This is a genomic window from Streptomyces albicerus (genome assembly GCF_008905045.1).
Taxonomy (GTDB): domain Bacteria; phylum Actinomycetota; class Actinomycetes; order Streptomycetales; family Streptomycetaceae; genus Streptomyces; species Streptomyces albicerus.
The window spans coordinates 73,845-98,666 of record NZ_VWMY01000015.1 but is presented as its reverse complement, the minus strand read 5'-3'; the positions used below and the strand labels follow the sequence as shown (position 1 = coordinate 98,666).

Here is a 24,822-nt window from a genome sequence, read left to right as displayed (position 1 = left end):
GGGCGGAGTTCCGAGTTGTCGTAGCTCGTGCGGCCCGCTGCCCGCTGCAGGGGGAGCGCTTCGCGCTCGACCTCGTTCACGAGGTTGAGCATGACTTCGTAGGGCCGGGTCGGGCGCCGGGGAGTGATGCGACTGCGACGAGAGGTCGACTGCTCGGCCATCACACTCCCTTTCTGAACGAAACGGTTTCGTTCACCTTGGAGCTTCAGCGTAGCTCTGCCGCTATCGAAACGGCACCGTTTTCTTTGTGGTCTGGGTCACATCGGTGGTGCCGCGGGCTCCTTCCGGATGCTGGGCGGTGAGGGGATCGGCCGAACGGGCGAGGTCGCGCCGCGCGAAACCTGGCCGTCTGCGCGAAACCTGGCCGTCTGGCGGAGGGGGCGCCGGCACCGGCGGGCACCTGCGTCGGCGGGCACGTGCGCCGGCGGGCGAGGCCCGGCCTGGGACCGGTCCCAGGCCGGGGCCCGGGACCGGTCCCGCGAGCAGGACCGCACTCTTCAGCCATGGCCTTCTCCCGTCGTCATGTCGCCGTGACCATCGGCACACTTGCCGCGGTCGTGGGATGCTCCACGTCTTCCGGCTCGGACGATCCGTCCGCCTCGCCGTCCCGGCCCCGTGAGTCCACGGCGGTATCTCCGTCTCCGCCGAGTTCACGACCCGCCACGGCTTCGGCTGCTCCCTCCTCCCCCTCCACTCCGCCCTCTCCCTCCTCGACGTCCGCGGCCGACGGAACGCGGCTGTCGGCGTGCGGCGACGGGCAGTGCGAGGTCAGCGTCGGGGTGGGCGCCGAAGTCCCGGTTCCGGAGCAGTCTTTCGGCGCTCCCGCCATCAACGTGACGAAGATCGAAAATGGTGAGGCGACCCTTGAGATGCGGCGCGACGACGGGTCGCGCTCCACCATCACGCTGCTGTCGGCGGAGGGCGGGCTGCAACTCGATGCGTACTACCTGACCGTCACCGTGCAGGGGAAGCGGGCGGTGCTCCGGATCACCAAGGCGGATGCTCCCTCGCGGTGACTCACGTCGGCCCGACCCGAACACCACCGAACACCCCCGACAGGAAGGAAACCCTCCATGCCAAGCACGCGGACCTACGTGCTGGCGGGTATCACCGCCGCTGTTTCGACCGCCACGCTCACGCTGTCCGCCCAGGCCGCCGCTCCGGCCCCGTACGAGCGGGCGGCCGCCCGGTGCGCGTACCCGTCCGAGGTCCTGGACCTGACCAACTGGAAGCTGACCCTGCCCACCGGCGAGGACGAGGATCCCACCGAGATCACCCAGCCCGAGCTGGCGGCCTTCTCCGCCGATCCCTGGTTCCAGGTCAACGCCGCCTGCGACGCGGTCCGGCTCCGGGCCGCCGTCAACGGCGTGACGACGGGAGGTTCCAGCTACCCGCGCGCCGAGCTGCGGGAGATGACCGACGGCGGCGAGGACGAGGCCGAGTGGTCCACCACGGACGGCACCCACACCCTCGTGGTCACCGAGGCGTTCACGGCACTCCCCAAGGAGAAGCCGCACCTGGTCGGCGCGCAGGTCCACGGCGGGGATGACGACGTCACGGTCTTCCGCCTCGAAGGCAGCAGCCTCTACATCACCGACGGCGACGACCGCCACCACCACCTCGTCACCGACGACTACGAACTGGGCACCGAGTTCGAGGCCAAGTTCGTGGCGCAGGACGGCGAGATCGACGTGTACTACAACGGGCAACTGGAGACCACGATCTCCCACGACGGCGACACCAACTACTTCAAGGCAGGCGCCTACACGCAGGCCAACTGCGACAACTCCGACCCGTGCACCGACAAGAACTACGGCGAGGTCCGCATCTCCGCCATCAAGGTCACCCACTCCTGACTGACGGATACGCACAGAGTTGCGCGCAGCGCCCCACGTTCGGATCGCTTCGCGTGAGCGGGTGATTTCCGCCGACTCACTCTGGAGTGTCCGAGGCGGTCCGTACGCTCGTATGCCGGCGTTCCACCTCACTGTCACGCAGTTCAGACGCGTGACTCCTTCTGCCGATTGGAGTTGTGGGACATGTCCGTTCACGTGGGGGGGCACGTCGAGAGGCAACACCGATGCACAGGTCTGCATACGAGCAGATGGAACTCTGCGTGAAGGAGTACATGCCGACGAACCGGCGGCACCGGGTCGTGGATCTGGGATCGCGTGTGTCAGACAAACAGAGTGTCACGCATAAAGACATGCTGGGTCAGCACGCCATCGACTATGTGGGCGTCGATGTGCTCGATGGGCAGAATGTGGATGCGGTCATGGCCAAGCCGTACCGCATTCCAGTGAAGTCCAACAGCACGGACTTCGTACTCTCGGGCCAGGCGTTCGAACACATCCCGTTCTTCTGGGCGACGATGATGGAGATCGCGCGGGTTCTGAAGCCCAGGGCAATGGCATTCATCACGGCACCGTCGCGCGGCCATGTGCACGATGCACAGGATTGCTGGCGCTACTACCCGGACGGGTTCCGGGCCATGGCTGCGTACTCGGGACTCGAATTGCTCGAGGCCTACACCGACTTCCCGCCGATGACGGGGATCCGGCACAATTACGCGGCCATTGACGCCAAACACGCCTACTGGGGTGATTCCGTCGGGGTCTTCCAGAAACCCCATCGCTACCGGCGACTGCCGATGTTCTTTGTACGCGAACTGACTGTCTGGTGGGCCAACCGCGTTGGAGGTGTCCAGAACACGCCCCTGCTCAAGCCGGTCGAAGGACGCGTGCTCTGCGGCCGCCCCGCGGACGTGCCGTAGTCGGGCGAGAACGTAGTGGTCGAGAACTGACAAACGTCGTTACCCGATGCCGTCAGCCCATCCAGGGCTGACGGCGGCACCGACCTTCGCAGGATCAATGCGGCGCTGCACCAGGACGGATGTTGATCAGGCTCAGCCTGGGTGAGGTGACGCTGCCGGTCGTTGAACTGTCGGCGCAGCGCGGCAGCCGCCTGGGCGTCGAGGCCGAAGGCCGCGAATTGCTTGTCGCTGTAGCGCTGTACAGGGCGCAGAGCATCGGCGAACATCCGCCGGTCGAATCCGGCATCGTTCTGCGTGGCGAGCTCGATCAGCCGCCGGGGGCTTTCACGGTTTACGGCTCGTCTCATCGCACGTCGGATGAGGCGAGCGTGATGAAGCGCTCCAGAGCTTCTCGTGCGAGTGCGCCGCGAGTGCTCAGTTCTGCCTTGTCGGACGCTTTGTGGAGGTTGGATGCGTGTTCGTGGGCATCTCGCGCGGCGCCGATCAACGCCTGCCCGCTTGCTATGAGTTGAACTCGGAACAGTGCGTGGAGGGCAACCCCGCGGAGCCGGTAGGCCTCGGTGCGAGCCTCGAAGCATGCCGAGCTGTCCGGATCTTCGTTCTTGCGGTGCCAGCGATCCTGTTGGCCTCGCCTGTATTCGGTCAGTGCTCCGGCAAAGTCGCTGTACACAGCCATCCGCTCTGAACGGAGCTGCTGCTGAGCTGCGAACACCTGGTCGCGTGCAGACACTCTGCGTTGAAACAGATGCGTCACGCCGGCGCCCAGCAGCGTTCCGATGACTGCGATGAGGGTCGAGAGAACACCGTCCACGGAGAGCAGAACATCACAAGATCGTCTGCCCGCTCAGGTACTTTGCGAGAATTACCCGGAACCTCTCTGGCAGCCGACCTGACCTGCAGTGAGACACATCAAGATCATTACGCCGTCATCACGTGACCTCTGTCATGGAGCCGCATTCGGCGGCATCCGACTACACATACGCCAAGACGCCGTCCTCAGCCAAAGCGCTGATGGCGGGGTCTTCGGGCACCTCATACAGGGTGCCCCCGGCGGGGCCACATGCAGATAGTTGCAGGGCTGAGCAGCGGTTTCTTGTTGGGCGGCTTGTGGTGGAGGGGCGGTTTCGTCCTGCGGCGTGGGATGGGTCGATTGATGGGCGACTCAGACGTGGGGTCTGTCCCGGGCGAAGGCCCGCACCGGACGGTGAGGGGCGAGTCGCCTGATCTTGATGCGTGGCTGCGGTGTGGCTGCGCACTGGTGGTCGCGGGGGTTGCGGCGTATGCCTCGTACGTCCATCAGCGAGAGTTCGCCCTGCAGGGCGGTGCGGATGAGGTGAGTGCGTCGTTGTGGCCGCTGTCTGTCGACGGTTTGCTGCTGCTGGCGACGGTCGGCCTGCTGAAGCCGTCCGGGGGTGGTGGCCGTCGGGCACGGTACGTCGTGTGGCTGGCTTTTTTGCTGGGGATCGTGGTGTCTCTGGCGGCGAATATCGCGGCCGCGCCGGTGCTGGCCTGGAAGCCGGTGCTGGTCGCCGGGTGGCCGCCGGTCGCGTTGCTGTTGTCGGTGGAGCTGCTGGCGCACCGTCCTGGCGGACGGTTGCCCGATACAGTCGACCGGGAGGATGGGGGAGGCGCCGGTGTGAAGAGTGACGACACGCGAGGCGTCGTTGATCCTCTCCTGAGACGTGCTCGGGAGGTGGACGCCAGGCATCGGCAGCTGCATCAACGCCCTGTCTCGGCGGAGTCTCTGCGCAGGGAAATGCGTATCGGTGCGAGTCGGTCCAGGGAACTGGTTGCTCTCGTACGTGAAAGCGAGAACGGCAATGGTCCCGGTACCGAGCACTGACGGGCAACGGGCAACGAATGTGTCATGACCGATGCGCCTCGTGTGCCTCGGGGATGCTTGATGGTCTCCCTCGGCGCGGTGAGTGGTGGATCTTCGTTAACCACATTTTCGTGACGCCTTGGTCCGTCCACGTCGGAGCATGTAGCGGAGTGCGGGCTATGCCGTACCCGCCGATTTCGAAAGGAAATCCCTTGTGGTCCTTGCTCAGGGAGCGGCGTATGGCATTGACCAGCCTCACCTGCGCCTGGGCGGGTACCTGTCTGGCCCGCTCGAATTCCTGGGAATTCAGCGGGTTGTGCAGTGGGTTGCATTCCCCTCTTGCCGCCTGGTCCAAAAAGGAATTGATGGCGCTGCCGAAATCATCGATCTCCGTCGCGACCTCCGTGGGAGCGATCAGGCTCACGCGCCTCAAGGCCGCACTCCAGTCGTAATCCCATCCGCGGCGGTCGGCATGCGCTCGGCTGAGCTCCATCGTGAATTTGGCGTAGTGGATGAACAGCTCCTGACAGACAGCGAGTTGCTGATCGCGTATCCAGTGACGATTCTGAGCACGGCGCGTGACGATACCGCCGGCCAGCACGCCCGCTGTGGTGGAAAGTGCGCCAGCGGCCGTTGCGCCACCATGGTGCCGCCAAGGCGGGCGAACTCGACCATGCGGTCGGCGCCGACGGCGGGCGTGCAGTGGTCGGGACTGAAAGTGAGTGCCGGGGGAGGGTGGTCAGACGGTGATCGGGTGTGCGGTGCCGCGGGGCAGCCAGGTGAATGCCCTGCTGCGCTCGGCGGGGACGGTCGCCAGTTCCGCGGCGAGGGCTTCGTGGCCTTCGCGGAAGTGCTGCCAGCCTTCGTAGTGGACGGGGCACACCGTCCTGGGGTGGATGGTTTCGCACAGGTCGAGGGCGTCGGCGGCCGTCATGGTGTAGCGAGCGGGACCGGTGATGGGGAACTGGACGCCGCCCAGGTGGAGCAGGACGGTGCCCGGGCGCAGGGTGGCGGCGGTTTTGCGGAGAGCGCGGTACAGGACCGTGTCGCCGGTGATCCACAGCGGTCCGTGGTGTTGTCCGGGCCAGGTGAGGGCGAAGCCGACGACCTCGCCGGTGATGGGGCGGCTGAGTGGCGGGCCGTGCCGGCAGGGGGTGGCGGTGATGTCGATGGGCGGCCGGTCCGGCGCCTCCAACCGGGTGGTCTGTCCGGCCTTCAGGCCTCGTACGGTCGTGCTGTCCAGCCGACGCGCCCCTGTACGCGTGGTCACCACAGTGGTGACGTCGGCGAGCAGGGCGCGGCCGGCGTCGTCGAGGTTGTCTCCGTGGTGATCATGGGTGAGCAGCACCGCGTCGACCGGTCCGATCGCCTCGGGCGACAGGGCGGGGCCGGTGAGTTTGCGGGAGGACGTGCCCCAGCCGAAGGCGTAGGTGCGGCCGGGGGGATCGAAGGTCGGGTCGGTCAGCAGCCGCCAGCCGGCGAACTCGATGAGGACGGTGGGGCCGCCGATGTGGGTGAACCGGACTTCCGTCATGGGCTCTTCCCGTCCCTCGGTGCCCGGCGTTCCGGGCACCGAGGTGGTGATCAGGTGTCTGTCAGGTGTGGTCGAGGGCCCAGGCCAGCGCGTGGTCGGCGATCTCCTGCCAGCCCTGCTGGGCGGGCATCAGGTGGGATCGTCCGGGAAACTCGACGATCTCGGTGACGGTGTTCGACTTGTAGTGCTTGGCGTTGGACCGCTGGATCTTCGGCGGCATCAGGTGGTCGTTCTCGCCCGCGACGAACAGCAGCGGAGGCCGGTCGTCGTTGCGGTAGTTCACGTACGAATCGGCGTGGCCCGGGTGGATGTTGGCCAGCGCACTGCCCCAGAACACCTGGCCGGAGGCCGGGATGTGGTAACGCTCGTACAGGGCGCGGGCCTGGTCCTCGGGGAAGGTGTTGGTGAAGGCGTAGCGCCACTGGTCGAAGGTGAAGCCGACGGCCTTGTGCCGGTTGGCGGGGTTCTTCAGCACCGGGAAGGTCGCCTTCAGCTGCGACAGCGGGACCGTCGCCACGCCCTCGGTGGGTGCGGAGTTGATGGCTACTCCGGCGCCGCCGTATCCGTGGTCGAGCAGGATCTGGGTGAACACTCCGCCGGCGGAGTGGCCCATGATGATCGGCCGGGTGTCGAGGCCGTCGATCAGCTTCTCCAGCGATGCGACGACCGCGGGGACGGAGAGTTCCTCGATTGGGGTGGGGTCGGCGTTGAGCGCCTCGACCTCCACCTCGAAGCCGGGGTAGGCCGGGGCCAGTACCCGGAATCCCTGGGACTGGTAGTGGGTGATCCAGTGCTCCCAGCTGCGGGGTGTCACCCAGAAGCCGTGGATGAGGACGATGGTGTCCGGTTTCATGAGCGTTCGCTCCTTCAACGGGTGGCGGCGTAGGCCGACTTGATGATCTTGGCGGCGGCTTCCGGGTGGGAGATCATGACCACGTGCGAGGACCGGATCTCGGTCACCTTGCTGCCTGCGCGCTTGGCCATGAACCGCTGGGCGGCGGGCGGGATGACCTTGTCCTCGGTCGGGATCAGGTACCAGGACGGGACGGTCTTCCAGGCGGGCGCGCCGCTGGGGCCGCCGAGACCCTGGACGCTGCCGGGGCGCTGGGTGGCCGCCATGAGACGGGTCCGGGAGGCGGGCAGGTCGGCGGCGAACACGGCCCGGAACTTCGCGGCGTCGATGTAGCCGTCGGTGCCCGGTTCGCTACCGGGCACCGGATAGGCACGGGGGATCAGGGCCGTGGCCAGTTCGCTGCCGGGGAACTGGCCCGCCAGTTGCAGCGCGCTCTCGCCCTCGTCAGGCGCGAACGCCCCCATGTACACCAGGGCCTTGACGTTGGCGTGGCCGCGGGCGGCGTTGGTGATGACGATGCCGCCGTAGGAGTGGGCCGCCAGGATGACCGGGCCGGGGATGGTGTCCACCACGCTGGAGATGTAGGCGGCGTCGCCCGCCGTGTCCCGCAGCGGGTTGGCCGGCGCGATGACCGGGAAGCCGGCCTTCTGCAGCAGCGCGATGGTGTCGTTGAAGCCGGAGGCGTCGGCGAACGCGCCGTGCACGAGCACGACGGTCGGCTTCGGCCCCTTCCCGGCCTGCCCGGGGCTGTGGGAGGTCGCCTGGGCGGAGACCGCGCCGACGACGATGAGAACGGCGGCGGCCAGTGCCGCCAGCAGACGGCGCGGAACGGGAACACGCATGACGAACCCTTTCGGTCAGGAGGGTTGGACGGTGCGGAGGTGCCGGCGGGCGGTGCGGTCGGGACGTGTGCCCCGGGACTGGTGAGGCCCCGGGCCGGTGGGGGTTCAGGAGGCGAGGAACGCCAGCAGGTCGGCGTTGAACTCGTCCTTGAACGCGCCCACGAGACCGTGCGGGGCACCCGGATAGACCTTCAGCGTCGCGTCTTTGACGAGCTTGGCCGCCTCCGGGCCGGCCGCGACGATCGGGACGATCTGGTCGTCGTCGCCGTGGGCGATGAAGGTGGGGATGTCGAAGATCCCCAGGTCCTCGGTGAAGTCGGTCTCGGAGAACGCGCGGATGCAGTCCAGCGCTCCCTTGAGCCCGACCTGCATGCTCTGCAGCCAGAACGCGTCCGACACACCCTGCGAGACCTTCGCACCGGGCCGGTTGAACCCGTAGAAGGGCAGGCTGAGTTCCTTGTAGAACTGCGAACGGTCGGCTGCCACACCCGCGCGGATGGCGTCGAACGCCTCGATCGGCAGGCCGTCGGGGTTGTCGCCGGTCCTCAGCATCAACGGCGGTACGGCGCCCAGCAGTACGGCCTTGGCGATGCGCCCGGTGCCGTGCCGGCCGATGTAGCGGGTCACCTCGCCGCCGCCCGTCGAGTGCCCGACCAACACGGCGTCGTGCAGGTCGAGAGCCTCGATCAGGTGGGCGAGATCGTCGGCGTAGGTGTCCATGTCGTTGCCGTTCCACGGCTGGCCGGAGCGACCGTGGCCGCGCCGGTCGTGCGCGATCGCACGGTAGCCGTGCGAGGCGACCAGGTGCAGCTGATCGTCCCAGGCGTCGGCGTTCAACGGCCAGCCGTGGCTGAACACCACCGGTTGCCCGCTGCCCCAGTCCTTGTAGAAGATCTCAGTGCCGTCGCTCGTGGTGATGGTGTTCCTCATGGGAGCGCTCCCGTCATCAGGCGATGTGCGACTCGGATGACGGCGATGGTGGCAGCGCATCGGGGGAGGGCTTTTACCGTGCGCGCCGGAAACTGTTCCCTGCCCGCCACGCAGCGCACTGTGGGCCGCAGAGGGCGGAGGTGGCCGTTCCGGTCGGCCGTCAGTGGACCCTCTACCGATCAGGTGAAGGTTCGGTGGAGAATCCGGGGACTGGTTTCGCGGCGGATGGGTACCGCTGCGCCAGCCCTGGGGGGCACTGTGCTGGTCTTGGACACGAAGGACATTCCGGCCGCCGACCGGATCGAGGCGTTTCATGCGGTGGCTGCCGGGGAGAGCGGTAGCTGCTCCATCGAGCAGGAACACACCGAGGCCGGTATCTGGAAGAGACTCGAGGTCTGGCATTTCGGCCCGTTGACCCTGTTCGCCACGCACGGCACGGGCATGCGTATCTGGCGCACGCGCCAGCACGCCAGGTTCGACTCGATGAACTCCGTCTCGATCATCACCCAGAGCCGGGGAACGGGCGCCTTCACCTGGAACGGCCACCAGCAGCACGTAGGGCCCGACGACCTGGCCCTCGCGCACAAGACCGCGGGCTACGAGTACGGATGGTCGGGGACAGGAGTGTCCGTGGCGTTCATGGTCGACGCCGACCGTCTCGGCCTGCCCGAGCACCTGATCCGCGCCGCGGTTCCCCTCCTGCACCAGAGCAGGATCGGCCCTTTACTGCTGCACCACATCCGCAGCCTGCACCGTGACGCAGGCCGGCTGAGCGCCGAAGCCGGCGCCGAAGCGCTCGCCGCCGCCACTCTGGAACTCACCCGTGCCCTCATCGTGTCGGTGGCCGCCGACGACCACACCCGCCGGACGGTCGCGGAAGACACCCTCCTCACCCGCGTCCTCGCCTACATCCGCGCGCATCTGACCGACCCCGGCCTCACTCCCCAACGCATCGCCTGGGCACACAACATCTCCGTACGGACCCTCTACCGGCTGTGCGAGGAAGGCGGCCTCAGCCTGGAAAAATGGATCATCCGTCGACGTCTGGAAGGCGCCCGCCGCGACCTGATCGCGCCCGAACACGCCCACCGCACGATCGAGGCCGTCGCCCGCTCCTGGGGCTTCACCAACCCCGCCTTCTTCTCCCGCCGCTTCCGTCAGACCTACGGCGCCACGCCCCGCGAATGGCGGCAGCTCTCCCACCAACGGGCCACCTCGTTGTCCCGTGACGAACTCCAGTAGGGTCAGGACTGGAAACGGAGCATCAGCCACCGCGCCAACCCCCGGCCCTACCAGGGGCCAGCGGGCATGCCAGGCATAGGCAGACTTGCGTGAGACCCGTAACCGCCGCGCGACCTGCGGCGGCGTCACCCCTTGCATGAATAACTCGGCAGCCTCGAACCGCACTTGCTCCCGCCGGGCCCGCTGCTTCGCGGTCAGGCCACCCCCATCGGGATACCGCATGACACCGGGATACACCCACCACCGAGATCACCGTCACCTCGAACCGAAAACCTCAGTAGCGGTGCCAGTCCGCAGCGATGCTGGCGAGGATCCGCTGGACGACCCGGTAGGGGTTGCCACTGCCCTCGGTGCCGCCTCCATACAGCTCGATCGGCCACTCACCGCCAAGTGGGAAGTCCAGGAGAAGGTCAAGTCGCTGAGCGGGAGGCCAAGGAGAAGCGCGAGCAGCGACAACCACAGCCGACACATGGCGGGGCTCATCGTCGGTGCTGTCGTGGCGATCGCGATGCTCGGCGCAGGGGTGTACGTCGCCCAAGACGCCTGGTGGCTGGCGGCCCTGCTGTGCATGCCAGCTTGCTGTCTCTGGCGAAGATCTTCGCGTTGCGGCGCAGCGACGCGAACGACATGAACGCTGTATCGAAGGCAGCGCGCAGCTCCACGAACGCAGCCTCCCAGGCACAGCAACCACCAATCGTTTAGTCGTCCGTCCCCGCGCGCCTCACCGCTGGGGTCGTGCCCGCCAGGTCGAACTCGCCGAGCTGCCGGGTGAGTTCTTCGATGCGGGCCCTCAACTGCTCGGCCTGGGAGGCGAGTTCGCGCTCGCGGGTCTCGATGCGCTGGTCCAGAACTCCCTCTACACCGAGGCGCTGGAACGGGGGCGGGCGGACGCCGAGAAGATCCCCGATGCGCTCGACGCGGTGCTGGCGATCGCCCGCCCGGTCGTGGAGTGCAACCGCGCCCATGTGGACAACGGCCGCACCTACCTGCGCGAGATGGTCTTCGGCGATCCCGCCGAGCCGCGCCATCGCGAGGCCCTGGAGATCACCGCGCGGACCGAGGCGGCGATCGCCGATGTACTGCACAACAAAGGCCGCGCGGGACAGGCCGATGCCGAGACGCTGGCTCGCGTCGTGTCCGCCGTCCTGTTCCTCGCCATGGCGGCCGGCCCGAACGCCACCGCGAGCACCGACGAGATCCTGCGGGACGTCCGGGCCCAGATCGGCGCCATCCTGCCCCGCTGACGCCGACAGGTACGGATACAGCCAGCCGCAGCTACGGCAGCGGCGATGGTTACCGTGACGTCGCCGGTGCGGGCTCGGGCCCGGTCAGGGCCGCGTGCGCGGTGGCGAGGATCTCCTCCGACAGGGGTGACCCCTTGGTGGCGCGAGCCAGGACGAGGGCGCCGAACAGGGTGCACAGCCGGACGAGACCGTCCTGGTCGTCCGTGGCGAGCCACTCGGCGAAGTCGACCACCCCTTCGGTATAGACGCGACGGGCCTCGCCGTCAGCGCCCTCGCGCGCCATGTCGCTGGCGAGCGCGGCGACCGGGCAGCCATCCCCCGGGTCGTCCCGGTGTGCGACGGAGAGATAGGTGTCGATCAGTGCCTGCTGGGTGGCCTCGCGCTGCCCGCCGTGACGCTCGAGCCCGGCTGTGTGGCGCCGGGCGAGTTCCGCGAAGGCGTGGGCGGTGGCCTCGTCGACGAGTGCCTCCTTGGAGGCGAACTGCTTGTAGAAGCCGCCGTGGGTCAGTCCGGCCGCCTTCATCCAGTGCGGCAATTTCATCACCCTCCCCTAGCGAAAGAACTGCCGCAATGCTCGGTATTCCCATTCGGCCCATGGTGGGTACTACCGAGTAGGGTCGAGTATTTGGAGTCTCGCTAAGTGCTTTTTGGAGAAGTGTGTGAGTGATTTCCTGGTCCAGCTTCCCCTCTACCAGGATTGTTAGATGGCTCAAGGCATCCGTCGTTACGTACGGCATGTAGATCTCGCCCTCTTCGGTAGCTGCGCGAAGCTTAAAGCGAAGCACCTCAGCGAATCCGACTTGCGCAGCGCTTTTTATGTCGTCCGGACCGAACAGGGTGACGTTAAGAACCTTCCCAACCCGGACGGCTTCTACCGCTTCCGTGCTGTAGTCCGACATTGATATAAACGCGCCAATTGTTCCTACGAGCTTTCCATCCACTTTGCCGCGGAACTGATAGATCGATGAGGCGGGGAGGGGTTTTCCGTGCCACTTTGCCTCAAGCAGGTAGATCCGCCCATCGAGGCCAAAGGAGCCATCAATCTCTTCGCCCTTTGGGCGATAATTAGCCCTCGGATGCTCGGTGGAAGAACGCAGGATCCGTCTCAGCCATTCTTCGAAGACGTGACCCCGTGTTTGCGGAGTGATGCTCCTTGCGGGACGTCCAGAGTACGGGTCGACCAATTGGCATAGAAGAGACAACTCGTCCATCAAGGTCATGCTTGACCTTACCAAGCTCCCCTTTGCGATTTGGTGCTCTTTGGCCTTTTCAGGTGTTGGGGGCAACAGTCCACAGAGGGGCTCAACTGACCACGGAGCCTGTGTGCGCGACTCGGCCGCCAACACGCTTTCCAACTGTGTTGGTGGGGTCTCGGGCTGTGTGCGGAGGCGTTCACCTGCGTTCATGGGCGGTCCGCCGCCGATGCGGGAATGGCCGTGAGCCTCGTCTGAACGATCGTGAACGGGGCTGAATGAGACGTAAACTGAGACGGCCCGGGCAGCACCGGTGAGGGTATGGAGGCGTACGACAACGCCATGGCTGAGGTGCTCAACGGCACCTTCCATGTTGGCTTTAACGCCGGTTGCGTCGGCGTGGGCGCCACGGAAGCCAGTTGGCAGCCGCTTCCAAGACATCCACGATGTCCCGTCTGTCGGCACGAAGCAATGCGATCACTACGGTCACCAACAAAGTGGAGAGGAAGAGCAGAAAGGCGATGCCCAGCCATGGCATCGCATTCGATGGAAGCTGTAACAGGCTGCTGACCACGGCCGGATTCTCCAAACGAAGATCTAGGGCTGTCTGTGGGCCCTCGAGAGTTGCAAATGAGCGAGAAGACATCACTCTGAGTCCCTGGAGGCTCTCGCAGGCTGAGTGAAGAGGCGAGAGACGCAGTTAGGGCAGCGTGCGGTCAGCGGTCGTAGCCTGGTTCGCACCATTGGCGATGGCTCTGAAGGCCTTACCCCTGGCGGGTCCCCGGGGGGCTGGTTCTGGGGTACGCAGGAGTGTCGACGAGAGCCGGGCTCGCGGAGAGAATCGAGCAGGCACGCGGACGGCGATGCGACGATGGGCGTCGTAGGCCTGTGGGTTGGCGAGCAGCCGGGCGGAGCGCTCGGCTGCTCGGCGAGGGAAGCGGAGTTGTAGCTCGCCGGCCTGTTCGAGTTGAGGCCGTCCGTTGAAGGTGCACTGGCTTGAGTATTCGGTCTCGCAACTACAGTGCGAGTCTGTCCAGTCGAGTCTGAGTCCCCAGGCCTCATAGTTGAGGAGATGGAGGAATGTCTCGTGGTGAGACGAGGCGCGCGCAGCTAGCGGCTGGTACTGCGTCTCCAGGATCCATTGCTCCCCAACGTCGGCTGGGTTGGTCCACGCCGTGGTGTACAGGGGAATGCCCATGGTTCGCAGCAGTCCGATGCGCCGGAGCAGGCCGCTGGCAAGCCAAGCGGTGCTCCCGTCCGCACTGCGGTGGGTGGCTCTATGACCAGGGTGCCCGGTGTAGGCGAGTTCCGCGGCGGTCCACCCGTGGGGCCGTTCGTGACTGCACAGTCGCAGTCCTGTGCGACACATTTCCTGATCCGTCTCAGCAAGGCCGCTGCGCCACGCTTTTCGGTGGATGCCGGTGATGTGGATCGTGGCGTCCGTATCGAGGAGGTGTAGGACAAGCCCGTGTCGGCCCGTCTCGGTGATACGGCACCCCGGCACTCCGTAGACATCGCCGGTGGTTGGGTCGTATCGGGGTACGAGGGTGTTGGCCAACTCGGAGGCCATGTTGTCACCCTCGACGGCAATCGTGAGGCCGTCAGGTCGTGGATAGACGTACTTGATGCCCCAAGGGTGGATGGGGCTGTTCGACGGCCAGCAGATTCGTCGGACTACCCATTGCTCCAACAACCGCTGGTCGGCGTTGGCCTCCGGAATGAGGAGCTCGCCTTCGCTTGAACGGACGGCCTCGTTGGCCAACTCAAGCGGCATGCCGGTAAAGAGGGAAAGAGCCTTGGCGTCACGCGTTCGACTCGTCTGCCGCATGGAGGATCCCTTTCGGCCGCAGCGCCACCCCGACCGTGACGCTTGGCGGTTGAGTGGGAGTCCCGCAAGCGCAATTCGTTTCTAGCGACGGTGTCAGTTCGACTGTCTTCTGCGTCCTCTCGCGCTCCGTCGGGTCGGGGTGAGCGCTGGCGCACGGCATCCGCAATGCCTCATTGCGCAGCATACGACAAGCAAGTCGGTCCCGCGCAACCGCGCGCGGCCTCGGTTGAGATGACGATGTATCGACGGCGGCGTTCCTGCTCATGCCCAGGACCCTTCACTGAGTCTGGGAAGGGGATCCACTTGCCATCCCGGGCCTTCCTCTGGAGCAGGAGATTTGCGCTCTCAGCTTGGGAAGCTGCGCGTGATCTAGGGCGAGTTCGACGGTTGACCTGGGCGAACGGCCCGTTCGTGGCCCCTGCAGGCTCGGTTGCTTTCACCGTCATTCCCCGCTGTTCCCCGCTCGATCTGGTGCGGTTGTGGTGCAGCGTGGAGCGCCGCTTCAGCCGTGGGGTGTCGACTTTAGCTTGGTGGCGCACCCTGATGGCCTGGGTCAAGTTGACTGCTCTGACCGCTAGGTGGAGGCTCGACAGGTGGAGGTGATCGCCGGAGTACGGTGGGCAAGTTCAGGAAAGTGATCTTGATGAGCTCCACAAAACGCCGCTCGCTGAGCCTGTCATCGTGGCGCAATTGCAGTGCACCGACGGTTCCGACCCCTAACAAGGAACCAACAACAACGATGGGCACGGCCCACGGAGGCGCCAGTCGACTGGCGCTGATTGCGGCGGCTGTCATCGCAATGAGGGCGACCAGGTAGAACGATCCGCTGAGCCAAGGGCCCCGGTGCCGCGCCCCTGCCAGCTGCACGACCTCACGGTGCGCTCTCAAGACGTCGTCGACCTTCGAGCCGCTGATCTCGCGCACCCGACCGCGTCGGTCAACCCGGAATTTGCATCCTTCGACACCGCAGACGCCCTGCTTGTTCCGCTCAAGGGCTCGATCTCTGGGGGTGCGTGGGTTGATGGGTCCCCCTTGATGCCCCGGGCAGTAGAGCGGGTTGTCTCGGTCTCCTGGGCGTCGACGTCTCATGGGGGCATGGTGCCCAGTTCTCTTGTGCGGCAGTACGTGAACTTGAAAAATCGGCGGAGTCTCAATGGCTGGAGCCAACCTCTGTTGGCTGAGCTCCTCGATGCGAACTACGGGCAGGACGGTCGCTGAGATGTACCCGGCTGGTCAGCCGGTCGTCAAGGGGCGGTAGCCGTCGGCTGCGGTCGGTAGGGTTGCTGTACTTCGTTGCTGTAAAGCGCCTCAACGCGACGGCCAGGTCAGGGACGCTTCCAGACTTTGCCGTCCCGGCCGCACCCACTGAGTTCGCCGGTGCACATCCGGATCTCCGTCGTGGTCAGGAGCACGTGATAATGGACCTCAGAGTCGGCTGAAACGATCAGGTCTGGTTTCTCGGTGATGAGACCCAGTTCGTATCCCTGCGCAATCCACATCAGTGGCCACACGCAGGAATTGACGTCGACAGCATGCGAGTGTTTCCGCTTGCCGTCGACCTTGTGGGTACACCGATTGGGGCGGCCCGAAAGCTCCGTGCCGACGAAATTGATCAGCCGTGACAGAACGTCGGACTTCTCTACCGCCGCGTCCCGGTAACCTCTTACCTCAGCCTCAGTCACATCCTCCCACTGCATACCGTCGTAGAGCGTGTGGCAGTTGGCGCACAGCGGAAGCACGTTGCCAAGATGATGAAAGTGGCGTAGGGCTTCGCCGTAGTGCCAGGCCTCGGGCGGTGCAATGCCGTTGACCTTCTTGCCGGCGAGGGCTACGCATCTGGGCCAGTTCATGATGTGTGCCATCTCCAACGGCCGCTGTTCTCCACACCGGAGGCACTGTTCGCCGAATATTCGAAATGCCGCCTGCCGAAGGTACTCAGGGTTACCCGGACGCTCGAACGCTGCCATGCCATCACGGTACGTCCCGTGTCTGACCTGCTGTCTACCCGCGGCCCCTGATGGCCGGTGGAGTCTTAATGGGTGCGGCACCCCTGAGCGATCTTGAAAACCGTCGTGGCAGCGATGTCACCGTGGGTTCAAATCCCACACCCACCGCAGGTGAGCCCCTGACCAGGTCAATCGGTCAGGGGCCGTTGAGCTGCGCGGTGTCCGCCCGCCGCCGCGTTTCCCCGTACTTCCCCGCACGATCGGGCACGGGGACAGGGCGCGAATGGTCCTGCTCGTGAGGGACGGCGGCGAGGGCTGAGTATCTCCTGCTCGAACCTCAGCCGACGACAGCACGCCACGATGGCGGGTGCGCGGAACGAACCGGCGCGCGTATGTCTCGTGATACCCCCACCGGCCTTAGCCACGTAGCGATGCTTGTGCAGTCGTCCGCTGCCGGCCGGGCTGGTCTCCAGCTACCGGCCGTGAGAAGGAGACCTGTTCGTCCCGAAGCAACTTGGGTGGCCGCTTGACCATGGGCAGGTGTGCCTCTCACCTGCTGCGATTGTCCGCAGGCGTGCGCTGTTGTCCGCCGTTGTCCGTCGGCGTTGTCACGCAGTTAGACACTCAACGCTGGCGCTCGTGGACGGATGCTCTTCGGGCTTCACTGCAAGGCCGTGAGCACTCCCTGAGGTTCTCGCAGTAGGTCGCGGCGGCTCTGTCGCCGGCCCATGCCGCTTCATGTTGATCCACTACGCCGCGGCTGCGGGCCGCGAAGAAAACGACTTCCAGGCATAGGCGGTTAAATATTGCACGCATCATCTAGCCTGGTTGCCAGAGCTTACGACGCCGGGGGGCGACCTTGCTGGACCGAGATAACCTTCATTCATTCAAGGCGGCGTTGTCGGCCGCGCTGCGAACAACCAACCAGGCTGATGACGTTCTAAGCGATCGATTCGTTGAACTCCGGCCTGGCACCGTTGCCACGCTTGAGTCAGCCGTCAACCACCTCGTCACAGGTCGTCGGGGCGTCGGCAAATCCACAACGCTTGCTGTTCTTCAGCGGCGCGCGGAGGAGCAGGGGGCGCGGGTCATCTTCGTGGACGTGGAGACACACAAGTCTCGCTCCTATCCAGATGTCCTGATCGAAATCATCATCGACATCCTTCAGGCTATCCAGCCCCAAGGGTGGCAGAAGCCTAAGCGACGGCTTCGCCGCAAATTGAAGAAGCTACTCGCCGTCCTCGATGCTCTCCGTCATGCAGGTGCTGAGGTCACGCAAAATACCGAAAGCGATGAGACCCGGGCGAGTGACTTCAAAGTTAACCTTGAGGGTGGGGTTGCAAAGCAGTACGCGAAGTTGAGTGCCACGGCAGGGGGTTCGCGGTCCAAGCAGACAAAGACGTCGCAAACCTCCACGCAGACGCGTCGCAAGGAGGATTTTCTCCGCGACCTTGCTCCGGCCATCGCTCAAGTTCTGGAGAGTGCAGCTAACTTTGAGGGTCGGAAGTCCCTCCTCGTTGTGCTCGATGACTTCTACTTCGTCGCCAAAGACAAGCAGCCGCTTGTCTTGGATCACCTGCACGGAATCACAAAACGAAGCAACGTCTGGTTGAAGATTGGCAGTGTTCACTCGCGAACGCAGTCGTTCGCTGATGGAGATCCGCCACTAGGCATGCAGCCACCTCACGACCTCCAGCACTTGTCGCTCGATGTTGGTCTGGCGGACTTCGCGACGGCGCAAACGTTCCTCGAAGAGGTTACGAACGGCGTGCTCGCTCCTGCTGGATTCAAGATTCGCGAAGTTCTCACTACGACCGCTCGTGAGAGGGCTGTGCTGATTGCTGGCGGCGCAGTTGCTCGTGACTATTTCGACCTCCTTATCGCGGCAGCCGACGCCGGGTGGGAGTCGTCTCGCCGTGACGGAGGAAGCGACGAACCGTTCACAATCGGAGCAGAAAATGTCCAGGCGGCGGCAGGTTTACGACTTCAACGGAAGCAGACAGACCTCCGCAATGATGCCGGGCGTGATGCCCCTGCCCTCGAAGCCCGATTCGATGATCTCGTGAGGTTCGTCCGGGATCGCGACACCTTCTTCTTTCTCGTGCGCCGCGAACACATGGATTCTAGCTGGGGTCGTGAAATCGTAGAACTTGAAGATCTCCGATTCGTTCATCGAATCATGACCACGCGACCGAATACGGCTACGTGGCGAGGCGTGGAGACGGTGGTCTTCATGGTGGACTTCGCCGCTCTGGTGCAGAAGCGTATGCGGAAAGCGCCAGTGGAGTTCTGGAAAGCTGGGAAATCTGACGAATTGAGGCGTGCCGAGTGGGTTTACGATCCGAATTGGGTTGAGGCGGCAGTAAAGGGTAAGGGGGAGAGTGGTTCAGGTCTAACCTCAGAAGACGATGAACTGCCCTTCGAGTAGGTCGCAGCGGTGGTTTCTGGCAGGGATTTGACATAGGTCGGCGGAGCCCCAATGACCGAGTCAAGTCAGAGACCCTCCTTTCGTTGAGGCCCTCTTGCCAGCCACAGGATTTGAACCTGTGGCCTCATCCTTATCAGGTCGATCATTGGGGTCGGATGACCTTGGTCACCTCCTGGCAGTCGCCGGGTGAGCGGTCGTAGAGGTTCGGCGTCGACCGTCTCTGTTCGTCGCTGTTGGTGTCAGGTGGTGATGTCAGCCCGGAGACGTGACCTTGACAGACTCAGGCACCCATACTCTTGGCAATCATGCTGCTCAGGACGTCTACGAAGACATTCCGAGCTGCTCCGCTAGCCGTACTCGCGGCCGCCCGCAGGCGCGATCGCTGCTCCGGGTCCGTCTCTTCCTCGGCGGCTTCTCCGAGGCGCTGAACCAGCGTGTCTAGCAACTGCTCAGCGGTGGGCCACTGGCCAACGGCCTGGCGCGCCTCCCTGGACACCTTCTTTACGTACCAAGATCCTGTAGAACCGGCGGTCTTCACCAGCTCGATGTACCGGGCGCCATCCAGGGCGAGGGCCGCTTTGGTGATCTCGGAGATGTCGAGGCCGGTTTCCTCGGTGACATCCCTCAGCTCAGGGAACGATGCACCGGCCGCATCGTCGAGCTGCTGAACGAGCGCGTTCAGCACGGGTAGGTCGCGTTCGACCCATGTGCTCTCCATACTTCAGACTCTACGGGGCAGTTGGGGCACGTATGCAGCAAAAGGACAAGCCCACCACCCCGCCTCCGCTCCTCAACCCACCACTCTCCCCAGCTTCCATCCCGTCCGCCGTCGACCCACACACCGTGGAGCGGGCGTGGTTCCTGGCGTCCAGGTGGAGCGCGCCACTGTACGAACGACCTGGACGCCAGGGGCCGCGTCTGCTCGGCTCTGCCTGGGTCGATGGCGGACGGGATGGAAGCTCCCCGCGCACATCCCTACGGGCCCGCGGCCTCGAACGGCGCCCCCTCCACCCCGGTGCCGGCCGATCCCCCGCCGGAGGCTCGTTCTGACCGTGGCGTGCCCGTCTAGGTTTCTACTTCTGGGCCGTAACATGCTTGCGGCCCCAGGGGCCGGCCCCGGCGCCGAAGGCGCAGAGGGGCCGAGCCCAAGGGGCCAGCCCGCGCTTTGCGCGGGCCCTTGATGACGTGGAGAAAGTCTGAGCCAACCGGGGTTCCGCTCGGGTGTCCGGCTACAACCTGAACGAGAGTTCCAAGTCGTCGCCAGGGAGGTGGAACTCCTCAAGGGCCAGCGGCTTGTCCGTCTCGTTGAGCGTTACGCGGATGACGTGCAGGAGCGGGACGCCGTCCGGGAGGCGCAGGGCTTGGGCCTGGTCGGGGAGGGGCATGCGGGTGCGGATGTACTCCGTGAAGTGGAGTTCGTGGTCCAGCTCGGCGAGCGCCCCGTAGAGCTCCGGTGCCGGGGGCGGTGCCTCCTCCTCGTACTTGGTGTCGACCAGTACCGAGAACGGCACGTACGTGCGGTGGAGTTGGCGGAGGCGGCCGTGGTCGGCTGTCTGCAAGGCGTCGTACGTGAACATCGGCTCGCCCGGCGGGATGCGGAGTAGGTCCGCTAGGGCCATGGAGGCGTCCGTGCGGGTGGCTACGGAGGGCTCGGCGTCCTCCCATCGGATGCCGTCAGCCTCCATATAGCGGCCGTCGGGTGCCAGGCGCACGCCGCGCGGGCGCGTGAGGCTCGGGCGGCTCTGGGGTGAGCGGGCGAATGTGCCCCTGCCCATGATCGCCTCGACCAGACCAGAGGCCCTTAGCTCCGTGAGGCCCTGACGGACTGTGGGGCGCGTCACGCCGAACTGCTTTGCCAACGCCTCCTCGGACGGGAGGGGTTGGCCGGCGGGGAAGGTGCCGTTCAGGATGCCTTCGCGCAGGTAGTCGGCGATCTGCCGGTACTTCGGCTGCGTGTTCTTCGGCGGCATGCGGGCCCTCCGTGGCCGTGATCGTCTCTCGGCTGTGCGCTTCCGTAGACAGGTTGTGTTCCGGTCAAGACAGAATCCCCCATCACAAGACGGTTGACAACCCGTACTACGGGTCGCACTCTGGATTCGACACCCGTACTACGGGTGGTCTAGCAGCCCGAAGGGTCGGCCTTCGGGTGCCAGAGATGAGGAGTTCAGACAGTGGCAAGCCTTCCGATCGACACCGCGAAGTTCACGGGGATCATCTGCGCCGTACCCCCGACTCCGCGGGTTGCCAATCGTGAGACCGGTCAGCTCCGCGTTGACCGTGAGACCGGAAAGACCATGTACCGAGTCGGCCTCTGCCTGATGGCAGGGTCGTCGGCGGACGTGGTGAACGTGAGCGTGGCCGGGGATCCGACTGGCGTGCAGCTCGGTATGCCGGTGGCCGTGCGGGACCTGATGGCCACCCCGTGGGAGAACGACGGGCGCCATGGGATCGCCTTCCGTGCTGCGGAGATCCGGCCCCTGAACGCTCCGGCTTCGGCTGGGAAGGGGGCCGGGCAGTGATGATCCTGGCCTCCACCTCTTCGGCTGGGGCGACCTGGCCGAGTTGGGTTCTGTTGGTGGCCACAGTGCTGGTGTCGGGCCTGCTTATCGCGGGCCCGGCCCTGCGCCGCCACTACCCCGTGGCCTGGTGGCTGTTACTCGGCTTCCCGGCCGTGGCCTTCCGGGTGACGTACACCTGGCGGGCATTGATGGCCGGGTGCGGGCTCGCCGTGAGTCGTCGACCGGCGCTGACCGTAGTGTCCGGGCTCGTCGGCAACGGGGCACCCCCTCCTCAGCCGCGCGTCCCTCGGCGAGGGCTCATACGACCGACCGTCGGCGGATTCTGGTTATTGGTCCGGCTGTTGCCGGGGCAAGTGCCGGAGGACTTCGTCAAGGCGGCGCCCGCCATGGCGGAGGACTGGCAGGTCCACGCGGTGCGGGTGACCTCCTGGAAGCCGGGAACCGTGCGGATCGCTGCTTCGGTGGCGGATCCGTTGGAGGCTCCTCGGGTGCCGAAGCAACGCGGGCCCGGCCATCTGCTCCGGGTCGCGGTGGGTGCGCTGGAGACCGGTGCCGCATGGGTGGTCGACCTGCGCCGTGTGCCGCACTGGCTGATCGTCGGTGCCACTCGCTCCGGCAAGTCGACGCTGATCAACGCGCTCGTGGCGGGCCTGGCTCCGCAATCGGTCGCGCTGGTCGGGATCGACTGCAAGGGCGGCATGGAACTGTCGCTCTACGAGCCCCGGTTGTCCGCGCTGGCGACTAACCGTGAACAGGCGGTCAAGCTCCTGGCGGCGCTCGTAGACCTGACGCTCGACCGCATGACCGTCTGTCGGGCGGCTCGCGTACGCAACATCTGGGGCCTTCCCGAGAAGGAACGTCCGGTCCCCGTAGTCGTGATCGTTGATGAGATCGCGGAACTGTTCCTCGTCGCGAGCCGGAATGAGAAGGACGAAGCGCAGGCGGCAGGTACGGCGCTGATCCGGTTGGCTCAACTCGGCGCGGCGCTCGGGGTGTTCCTCGTTGTGGCCGGCCAGCGGGTCGGCTCCGATCTGGGGCCGGGAGTCACGGCTCTGCGGGCCCAACTCGGTGGGCGAGTGTGCCACCGGGTGGCCGACCCCGGTACGGCAGAGATGGCGCTCGGAGACCTCAACCCCGATGCACTCAAGGCGGCGCAAGCCATCACACCGGAACAGGCCGGTACTGCGGTCTTGGCCTCCGGTGACGGCTGGGAACGCGCTCGCTCTCACCTGGTCACCGAGGCCGACGCGGAAGCCATCGCGGCCGAGTACGCGCACCTGACCCCGGTCCTGCCCGAACTGCTCGCCGAAGCGAAGTGAGAGGGGGCCGCCGTGCTGGTGTCCATGTCGGCCGTGCTGTTGCTCGGCCTCCTGATCTGGTTCCTGTTGCGCATCCGCTACCTGCGCTTGCCCGACGTGCTGCTCTGCGGAGCTTTCGGCTTCCTGCTCTCAACGACAGTGGCCGCGCCGGTGGTTCAGGCGTTCCTCGACGGCGTAAGCGGCTTCCTCGGCCAACTCCGCTTCTGAATCGACCCGATCAAAGAAAGGAAGGGGTGAGCCATGCCCGCGTATGTCATCCGTTCCGGTGACCGTGCCGCGTTCATCGCCGGCCTCCGCGAGCTGGTGGATTTCCTCTCCGCCAACCCCGATGTCCTCGTACCGCGCAACGCGTCGTTCGGCATCTTCGTCGACGCCCTCCGACCCTGCCGCTCGCAGGGAGGGCGCGGAGCGTGTCGCCACGCCGCTCGGCGTCCCCGTGGAGGACATCGGCGAGGGCTACTACGACGCACGCCGCTGCTTCGGACCGATCGCGTACAGCGTGATCGCGATACCGCCCGAGGAGCGGCAGTGATCGCCCGTAAGACGGGCTCCCGACGGGGCGCGAAGTCGCCAAACCCGACCCCGTCAGGAACCCACTCCATCCGCCACATGAGCAGTGAAAGGAGCACTCACACTTTGTCCACCGCGCATCGTTCGCGCAAATCCCCTCAGCCGGACTGTGAACTGAGGGGCACCGATTCCGAACGGTCGGCCTGCGTAGGACGCGAACAGGTCGTCCTCGTCGGGCTCGACGGCTACGAGCGGCATCTGTGTCCGGCGCATGCCGCCGCAGTCTGGCTCACCGATCCGACGCTCCGGTTCAGCGCCAAGACCCGACCGGAGGGGATCACCGCCGTGATGTGGCAGGCGTTCGGGGGCGGTGGTCGGCGATGACCGAACCTCTGCCGAAGAGCGTTGCTGCCCTCGTCACCAGGGCGGCGGAGCCGGAGTTCGCGGCCTGGCGGCGCAATATCGTCCGCCTCGGCGGCTGTACCAACCTGATTCACCTGGTCGGCGGGGCAACCGTCGTCGACACGACCACGGGCGAGGCGCTGTTCTCGTACGGGTCGGATGTCTACGGCGGTCGGCTACTGACGGCGTGCGGCAACCGGCGGGCGACGGTCTGCCCGACCTGTTCTCGTATCTACCGGGCCGACACCTATCAGCTGATCCGGGCCGGACTGGTCGGCGGCAAGAACGTCACGGAGTCGGTGAGCGGGCACCCTCGGGTGTTCGCCACCCTCACCGCTCCTGGCTTCGGTCTGGTCCACACTCTCCGTGAACACGACGGGCGTGTACGGGCTTGTCGTCCCCGACGGGCGGGGGAGTGCTGCCCGCACGGAGTGCCGATCGGGTGTCATGAGCGGCATACCGCGGATGAGCCCCGCCTCGGCGAGCCACTGTGCCCGCGCTGCTACGACTACGCCGGGGCCGTGCTCTGGCAGGCGTATGCCGGTCAGCTCTGGCACCGGTTCAGTCTGGAGCTGCGCCGGGAGATCGCGCGGCTTGCTGATCTCTCGCGTGCCGAATTCGTGGACGTGGCTCGGCTGTCGTACGCGAAGGTGGCCGAGTATCAGCGGCGGGGCCTGGTCCACTTCCATGCCGTGATCCGTCTCGACGGACCGGACGGACCGGTCTCGCCCCCGCCCGGCTGGGCGACAACCGCCCTCCTCTCTGATGCGGTACGAGAGGCCGTCGGCCGGGTTCGCCTCGTTGCTCGCGGCGCGGACGTCGTCGGCCGGCGCGTGCTGTTCTTCGGTGAACAGGTCGACGTCCGGCCCATCGCGGCGTTCGGTGCGGGGGAGCGGCTGACCTCGGCGGCTGTGGCGGGCTACGTCGCCAAGTACGCGACCAAGGGCGCCGAGTCCGCCGGTGCGGTGGACGGCCGGATCCACCAGGCACGGGAGCTTGTGATCGTGCGCATCGTGCCGATACCGCCGCCGCTGGTACGGCTGCTCCGGGAGCACCTGAAGGAGTTCGGCACGGTGAAGGACGGCCGGCTCTTCGCCAGTGAGCGAGGCAACGTCGTAGCTGCGTCGTCGTACTCGCGGGTGTGGAAGCAGACGCGAGAGCTGGCGCTCCTGCCGGAACAGGTCTCGTCCGTGCTCGCCTTCCGGCCGTACGACCTCCGGCACGCGGGCGTCTCGCAGTGGCTCAACTCCGGAGTTCCGGCACTCGACGTGGCCGCTGGCGCGGGTCACTCGGTCGACGTGCTGCTCAAGATCTACGCGAAATGCATCGACGGCCAGGAGCACGAGATGAACGACCGGATCTTGAAGGGCCTGTGGGAGGAGGGCGACACCGAATAGTGAAACGGTCCGTAGGACCGATGGACGCAAGCCCTGGAGA

General features: G+C 65.8%; 22 protein-coding genes and 2 pseudogenes. 12 read left to right on the top strand and 12 right to left on the bottom strand.

Annotated features, from left to right (window positions below):
• Positions 1–779: 779 nt before the first annotated feature.
• From GAS53_RS15285 to GAS53_RS15275, 3 genes are all read left to right on the top strand, one after another.
• Positions 780–1,016: a hypothetical protein gene (locus GAS53_RS15285; protein WP_151478129.1), complete on the top strand. Its 237-nt coding sequence runs from the start codon at positions 780–782 to the stop codon at positions 1,014–1,016.
• A 57-nt stretch (positions 1,017–1,073) separates the two neighbouring features.
• The gene (locus GAS53_RS15280) at positions 1,074–1,856 is read left to right on the top strand and encodes a polysaccharide lyase family 7 protein (RefSeq protein ID WP_151478128.1); all 783 of its coding nucleotides are present in this window, start codon (positions 1,074–1,076) and stop codon (positions 1,854–1,856) included.
• A gap of 224 nt (positions 1,857–2,080) precedes the next feature.
• Complete coding sequence (locus GAS53_RS15275) at positions 2,081–2,773, top strand: class I SAM-dependent methyltransferase (protein ID WP_151478127.1); 693 nt, start codon at positions 2,081–2,083, stop codon at positions 2,771–2,773.
• A gap of 343 nt (positions 2,774–3,116) precedes the next feature.
• Here the strand turns inward: GAS53_RS15275 and GAS53_RS15265 are convergent, their stop codons facing one another.
• Entirely contained in the window at positions 3,117–3,584 is a 468-nt protein-coding gene (locus GAS53_RS15265) for a hypothetical protein (RefSeq protein WP_151478126.1), read from the bottom strand.
• 342 nt (positions 3,585–3,926) lie between these two features.
• Between GAS53_RS15265 and GAS53_RS15260 the strand changes: the two genes are divergently transcribed.
• A complete protein-coding gene (locus tag GAS53_RS15260) occupies positions 3,927–4,616 on the top strand; it encodes a DUF2637 domain-containing protein (protein WP_151478125.1) in 690 nt (229 codons plus the stop codon).
• Between the two features lie 22 nt (positions 4,617–4,638).
• Here GAS53_RS15260 and GAS53_RS15255 read toward each other — a convergent pair whose 3' ends face one another.
• The 5 genes from GAS53_RS15255 to GAS53_RS15235 form a co-directional block, all read right to left on the bottom strand.
• Positions 4,639–5,196: a hypothetical protein gene (locus GAS53_RS15255; protein WP_192583118.1), complete on the bottom strand. Its 558-nt coding sequence runs from the start codon at positions 5,194–5,196 to the stop codon at positions 4,639–4,641.
• A 138-nt stretch (positions 5,197–5,334) separates the two neighbouring features.
• Positions 5,335–6,129, bottom strand: a complete 795-nt coding sequence (locus GAS53_RS15250; protein ID WP_151478124.1) for an MBL fold metallo-hydrolase — start codon at positions 6,127–6,129, stop codon at positions 5,335–5,337.
• A gap of 61 nt (positions 6,130–6,190) precedes the next feature.
• On the bottom strand, positions 6,191–6,982 hold the full coding sequence (locus GAS53_RS15245; RefSeq protein ID WP_151478123.1) for an alpha/beta hydrolase: 792 nt from the start codon (positions 6,980–6,982) through the stop codon (positions 6,191–6,193).
• A 14-nt stretch (positions 6,983–6,996) separates the two neighbouring features.
• Complete coding sequence (locus GAS53_RS15240) at positions 6,997–7,824, bottom strand: alpha/beta fold hydrolase (protein WP_151478122.1); 828 nt, start codon at positions 7,822–7,824, stop codon at positions 6,997–6,999.
• A gap of 105 nt (positions 7,825–7,929) precedes the next feature.
• Entirely contained in the window at positions 7,930–8,754 is an 825-nt protein-coding gene (locus GAS53_RS15235) for an alpha/beta fold hydrolase (RefSeq protein WP_151478121.1), read from the bottom strand.
• A gap of 258 nt (positions 8,755–9,012) precedes the next feature.
• Between GAS53_RS15235 and GAS53_RS15230 the strand changes: the two genes are divergently transcribed.
• Complete coding sequence (locus GAS53_RS15230; protein WP_151478120.1) at positions 9,013–9,996, top strand: helix-turn-helix domain-containing protein; 984 nt, start codon at positions 9,013–9,015, stop codon at positions 9,994–9,996.
• A gap of 57 nt (positions 9,997–10,053) precedes the next feature.
• On the opposite strand, the pseudogene GAS53_RS15225 reads toward GAS53_RS15230, so the two are convergent.
• Positions 10,054–10,218, bottom strand: a pseudogene (locus tag GAS53_RS15225) (helix-turn-helix domain-containing protein); the annotation flags it as partial.
• A 266-nt stretch (positions 10,219–10,484) separates the two neighbouring features.
• Between GAS53_RS15225 and GAS53_RS15220 the strand changes: the two are divergent.
• Positions 10,485–11,240, top strand: a complete 756-nt coding sequence (locus GAS53_RS15220) for a hypothetical protein (protein WP_151478119.1) — start codon at positions 10,485–10,487, stop codon at positions 11,238–11,240.
• A 49-nt stretch (positions 11,241–11,289) separates the two neighbouring features.
• Here the strand turns inward: GAS53_RS15220 and GAS53_RS15215 are convergent, their stop codons facing one another.
• From GAS53_RS15215 to GAS53_RS15205, 3 genes and pseudogenes are all read right to left on the bottom strand, one after another.
• Complete coding sequence (locus tag GAS53_RS15215) at positions 11,290–11,781, bottom strand: TetR/AcrR family transcriptional regulator (RefSeq protein WP_151478118.1); 492 nt, start codon at positions 11,779–11,781, stop codon at positions 11,290–11,292.
• Between the two features lie 301 nt (positions 11,782–12,082).
• Positions 12,083–12,451, bottom strand: a pseudogene (locus tag GAS53_RS58320) (restriction endonuclease); the annotation flags it as partial.
• Between the two features lie 3,135 nt (positions 12,452–15,586).
• Positions 15,587–16,228: an HNH endonuclease gene (locus GAS53_RS15205; RefSeq protein WP_151478117.1), complete on the bottom strand. Its 642-nt coding sequence runs from the start codon at positions 16,226–16,228 to the stop codon at positions 15,587–15,589.
• A gap of 838 nt (positions 16,229–17,066) precedes the next feature.
• Between GAS53_RS15205 and GAS53_RS15200 the strand changes: the two genes are divergently transcribed.
• Positions 17,067–18,635 carry a P-loop NTPase family protein gene (locus GAS53_RS15200; RefSeq protein ID WP_151478116.1) on the top strand — a complete coding sequence of 523 codons (1,569 nt, stop codon included), beginning with the start codon at positions 17,067–17,069 and terminating at the stop codon, positions 18,633–18,635.
• 280 nt (positions 18,636–18,915) lie between these two features.
• Here GAS53_RS15200 and GAS53_RS15195 read toward each other — a convergent pair whose 3' ends face one another.
• Both GAS53_RS15195 and GAS53_RS15190 read right to left on the bottom strand, forming a co-directional pair.
• Positions 18,916–19,353, bottom strand: a complete 438-nt coding sequence (locus GAS53_RS15195; RefSeq protein WP_151478115.1) for a hypothetical protein — start codon at positions 19,351–19,353, stop codon at positions 18,916–18,918.
• A 511-nt stretch (positions 19,354–19,864) separates the two neighbouring features.
• The gene (locus GAS53_RS15190; protein ID WP_151478114.1) at positions 19,865–20,605 is read right to left on the bottom strand and encodes a GntR family transcriptional regulator; all 741 of its coding nucleotides are present in this window, start codon (positions 20,603–20,605) and stop codon (positions 19,865–19,867) included.
• Positions 20,606–20,806: 201 nt separating this feature from the next.
• Here GAS53_RS15190 and GAS53_RS15185 point away from each other — a divergent pair, with 201 nt between their 5' ends.
• The 5 genes from GAS53_RS15185 (at position 20,807) to GAS53_RS15160 (ending at position 24,782) form a co-directional block, all read left to right on the top strand.
• Positions 20,807–21,154: an SCO3933 family regulatory protein gene (locus tag GAS53_RS15185; RefSeq protein WP_151478113.1), complete on the top strand. Its 348-nt coding sequence runs from the start codon at positions 20,807–20,809 to the stop codon at positions 21,152–21,154.
• Positions 21,154–22,473 (top strand): FtsK/SpoIIIE domain-containing protein, encoded by a 1,320-nt coding sequence (locus GAS53_RS15180; protein WP_404829228.1) that lies wholly within the window; start codon positions 21,154–21,156, stop codon positions 22,471–22,473. Before GAS53_RS15185 ends, GAS53_RS15180 begins: the two co-directional genes overlap by 1 nt.
• Before the next feature lie 12 nt (positions 22,474–22,485).
• Positions 22,486–22,680: a hypothetical protein gene (locus tag GAS53_RS15175; protein ID WP_151478111.1), complete on the top strand. Its 195-nt coding sequence runs from the start codon at positions 22,486–22,488 to the stop codon at positions 22,678–22,680.
• Positions 22,681–22,801: 121 nt separating this feature from the next.
• Entirely contained in the window at positions 22,802–23,005 is a 204-nt protein-coding gene (locus tag GAS53_RS15170) for a hypothetical protein (RefSeq protein ID WP_225858927.1), read from the top strand.
• 358 nt (positions 23,006–23,363) lie between these two features.
• Positions 23,364–24,782, top strand: coding sequence for a replication initiator (locus GAS53_RS15160; RefSeq protein ID WP_151478109.1), 1,419 nt, complete (start codon positions 23,364–23,366; stop codon positions 24,780–24,782).
• Positions 24,783–24,822: the final 40 nt, after the last annotated feature.

Coding starts and splice junctions, on each gene's coding strand:
- GAS53_RS15280 (WP_151478128.1), top strand. CDS start 1,074: ATGCCAAGCACGCGGACCTACGTGCTGGCGGGTATCACCGCCGCTGTT.
- GAS53_RS15275 (WP_151478127.1), top strand. CDS start 2,081: ATGCACAGGTCTGCATACGAGCAGATGGAACTCTGCGTGAAGGAGTAC.
- GAS53_RS15260 (WP_151478125.1), top strand. CDS start 3,927: ATGGGCGACTCAGACGTGGGGTCTGTCCCGGGCGAAGGCCCGCACCGG.
- GAS53_RS15250 (WP_151478124.1), bottom strand. CDS start 6,129: ATGACGGAAGTCCGGTTCACCCACATCGGCGGCCCCACCGTCCTCATC.
- GAS53_RS15245 (WP_151478123.1), bottom strand. CDS start 6,982: ATGAAACCGGACACCATCGTCCTCATCCACGGCTTCTGGGTGACACCC.
- GAS53_RS15240 (WP_151478122.1), bottom strand. CDS start 7,824: ATGCGTGTTCCCGTTCCGCGCCGTCTGCTGGCGGCACTGGCCGCCGCC.
- GAS53_RS15235 (WP_151478121.1), bottom strand. CDS start 8,754: ATGAGGAACACCATCACCACGAGCGACGGCACTGAGATCTTCTACAAG.
- GAS53_RS15215 (WP_151478118.1), bottom strand. CDS start 11,781: ATGAAATTGCCGCACTGGATGAAGGCGGCCGGACTGACCCACGGCGGC.
- GAS53_RS15205 (WP_151478117.1), bottom strand. CDS start 16,228: ATGGCAGCGTTCGAGCGTCCGGGTAACCCTGAGTACCTTCGGCAGGCG.
- GAS53_RS15195 (WP_151478115.1), bottom strand. CDS start 19,353: ATGGAGAGCACATGGGTCGAACGCGACCTACCCGTGCTGAACGCGCTC.
- GAS53_RS15190 (WP_151478114.1), bottom strand. CDS start 20,605: ATGCCGCCGAAGAACACGCAGCCGAAGTACCGGCAGATCGCCGACTAC.
- GAS53_RS15180 (WP_404829228.1), top strand. CDS start 21,154: ATGATCCTGGCCTCCACCTCTTCGGCTGGGGCGACCTGGCCGAGTTGG.
- GAS53_RS15170 (WP_225858927.1), top strand. CDS start 22,802: ATGTCCTCGTACCGCGCAACGCGTCGTTCGGCATCTTCGTCGACGCCC.
- GAS53_RS15160 (WP_151478109.1), top strand. CDS start 23,364: ATGACCGAACCTCTGCCGAAGAGCGTTGCTGCCCTCGTCACCAGGGCG.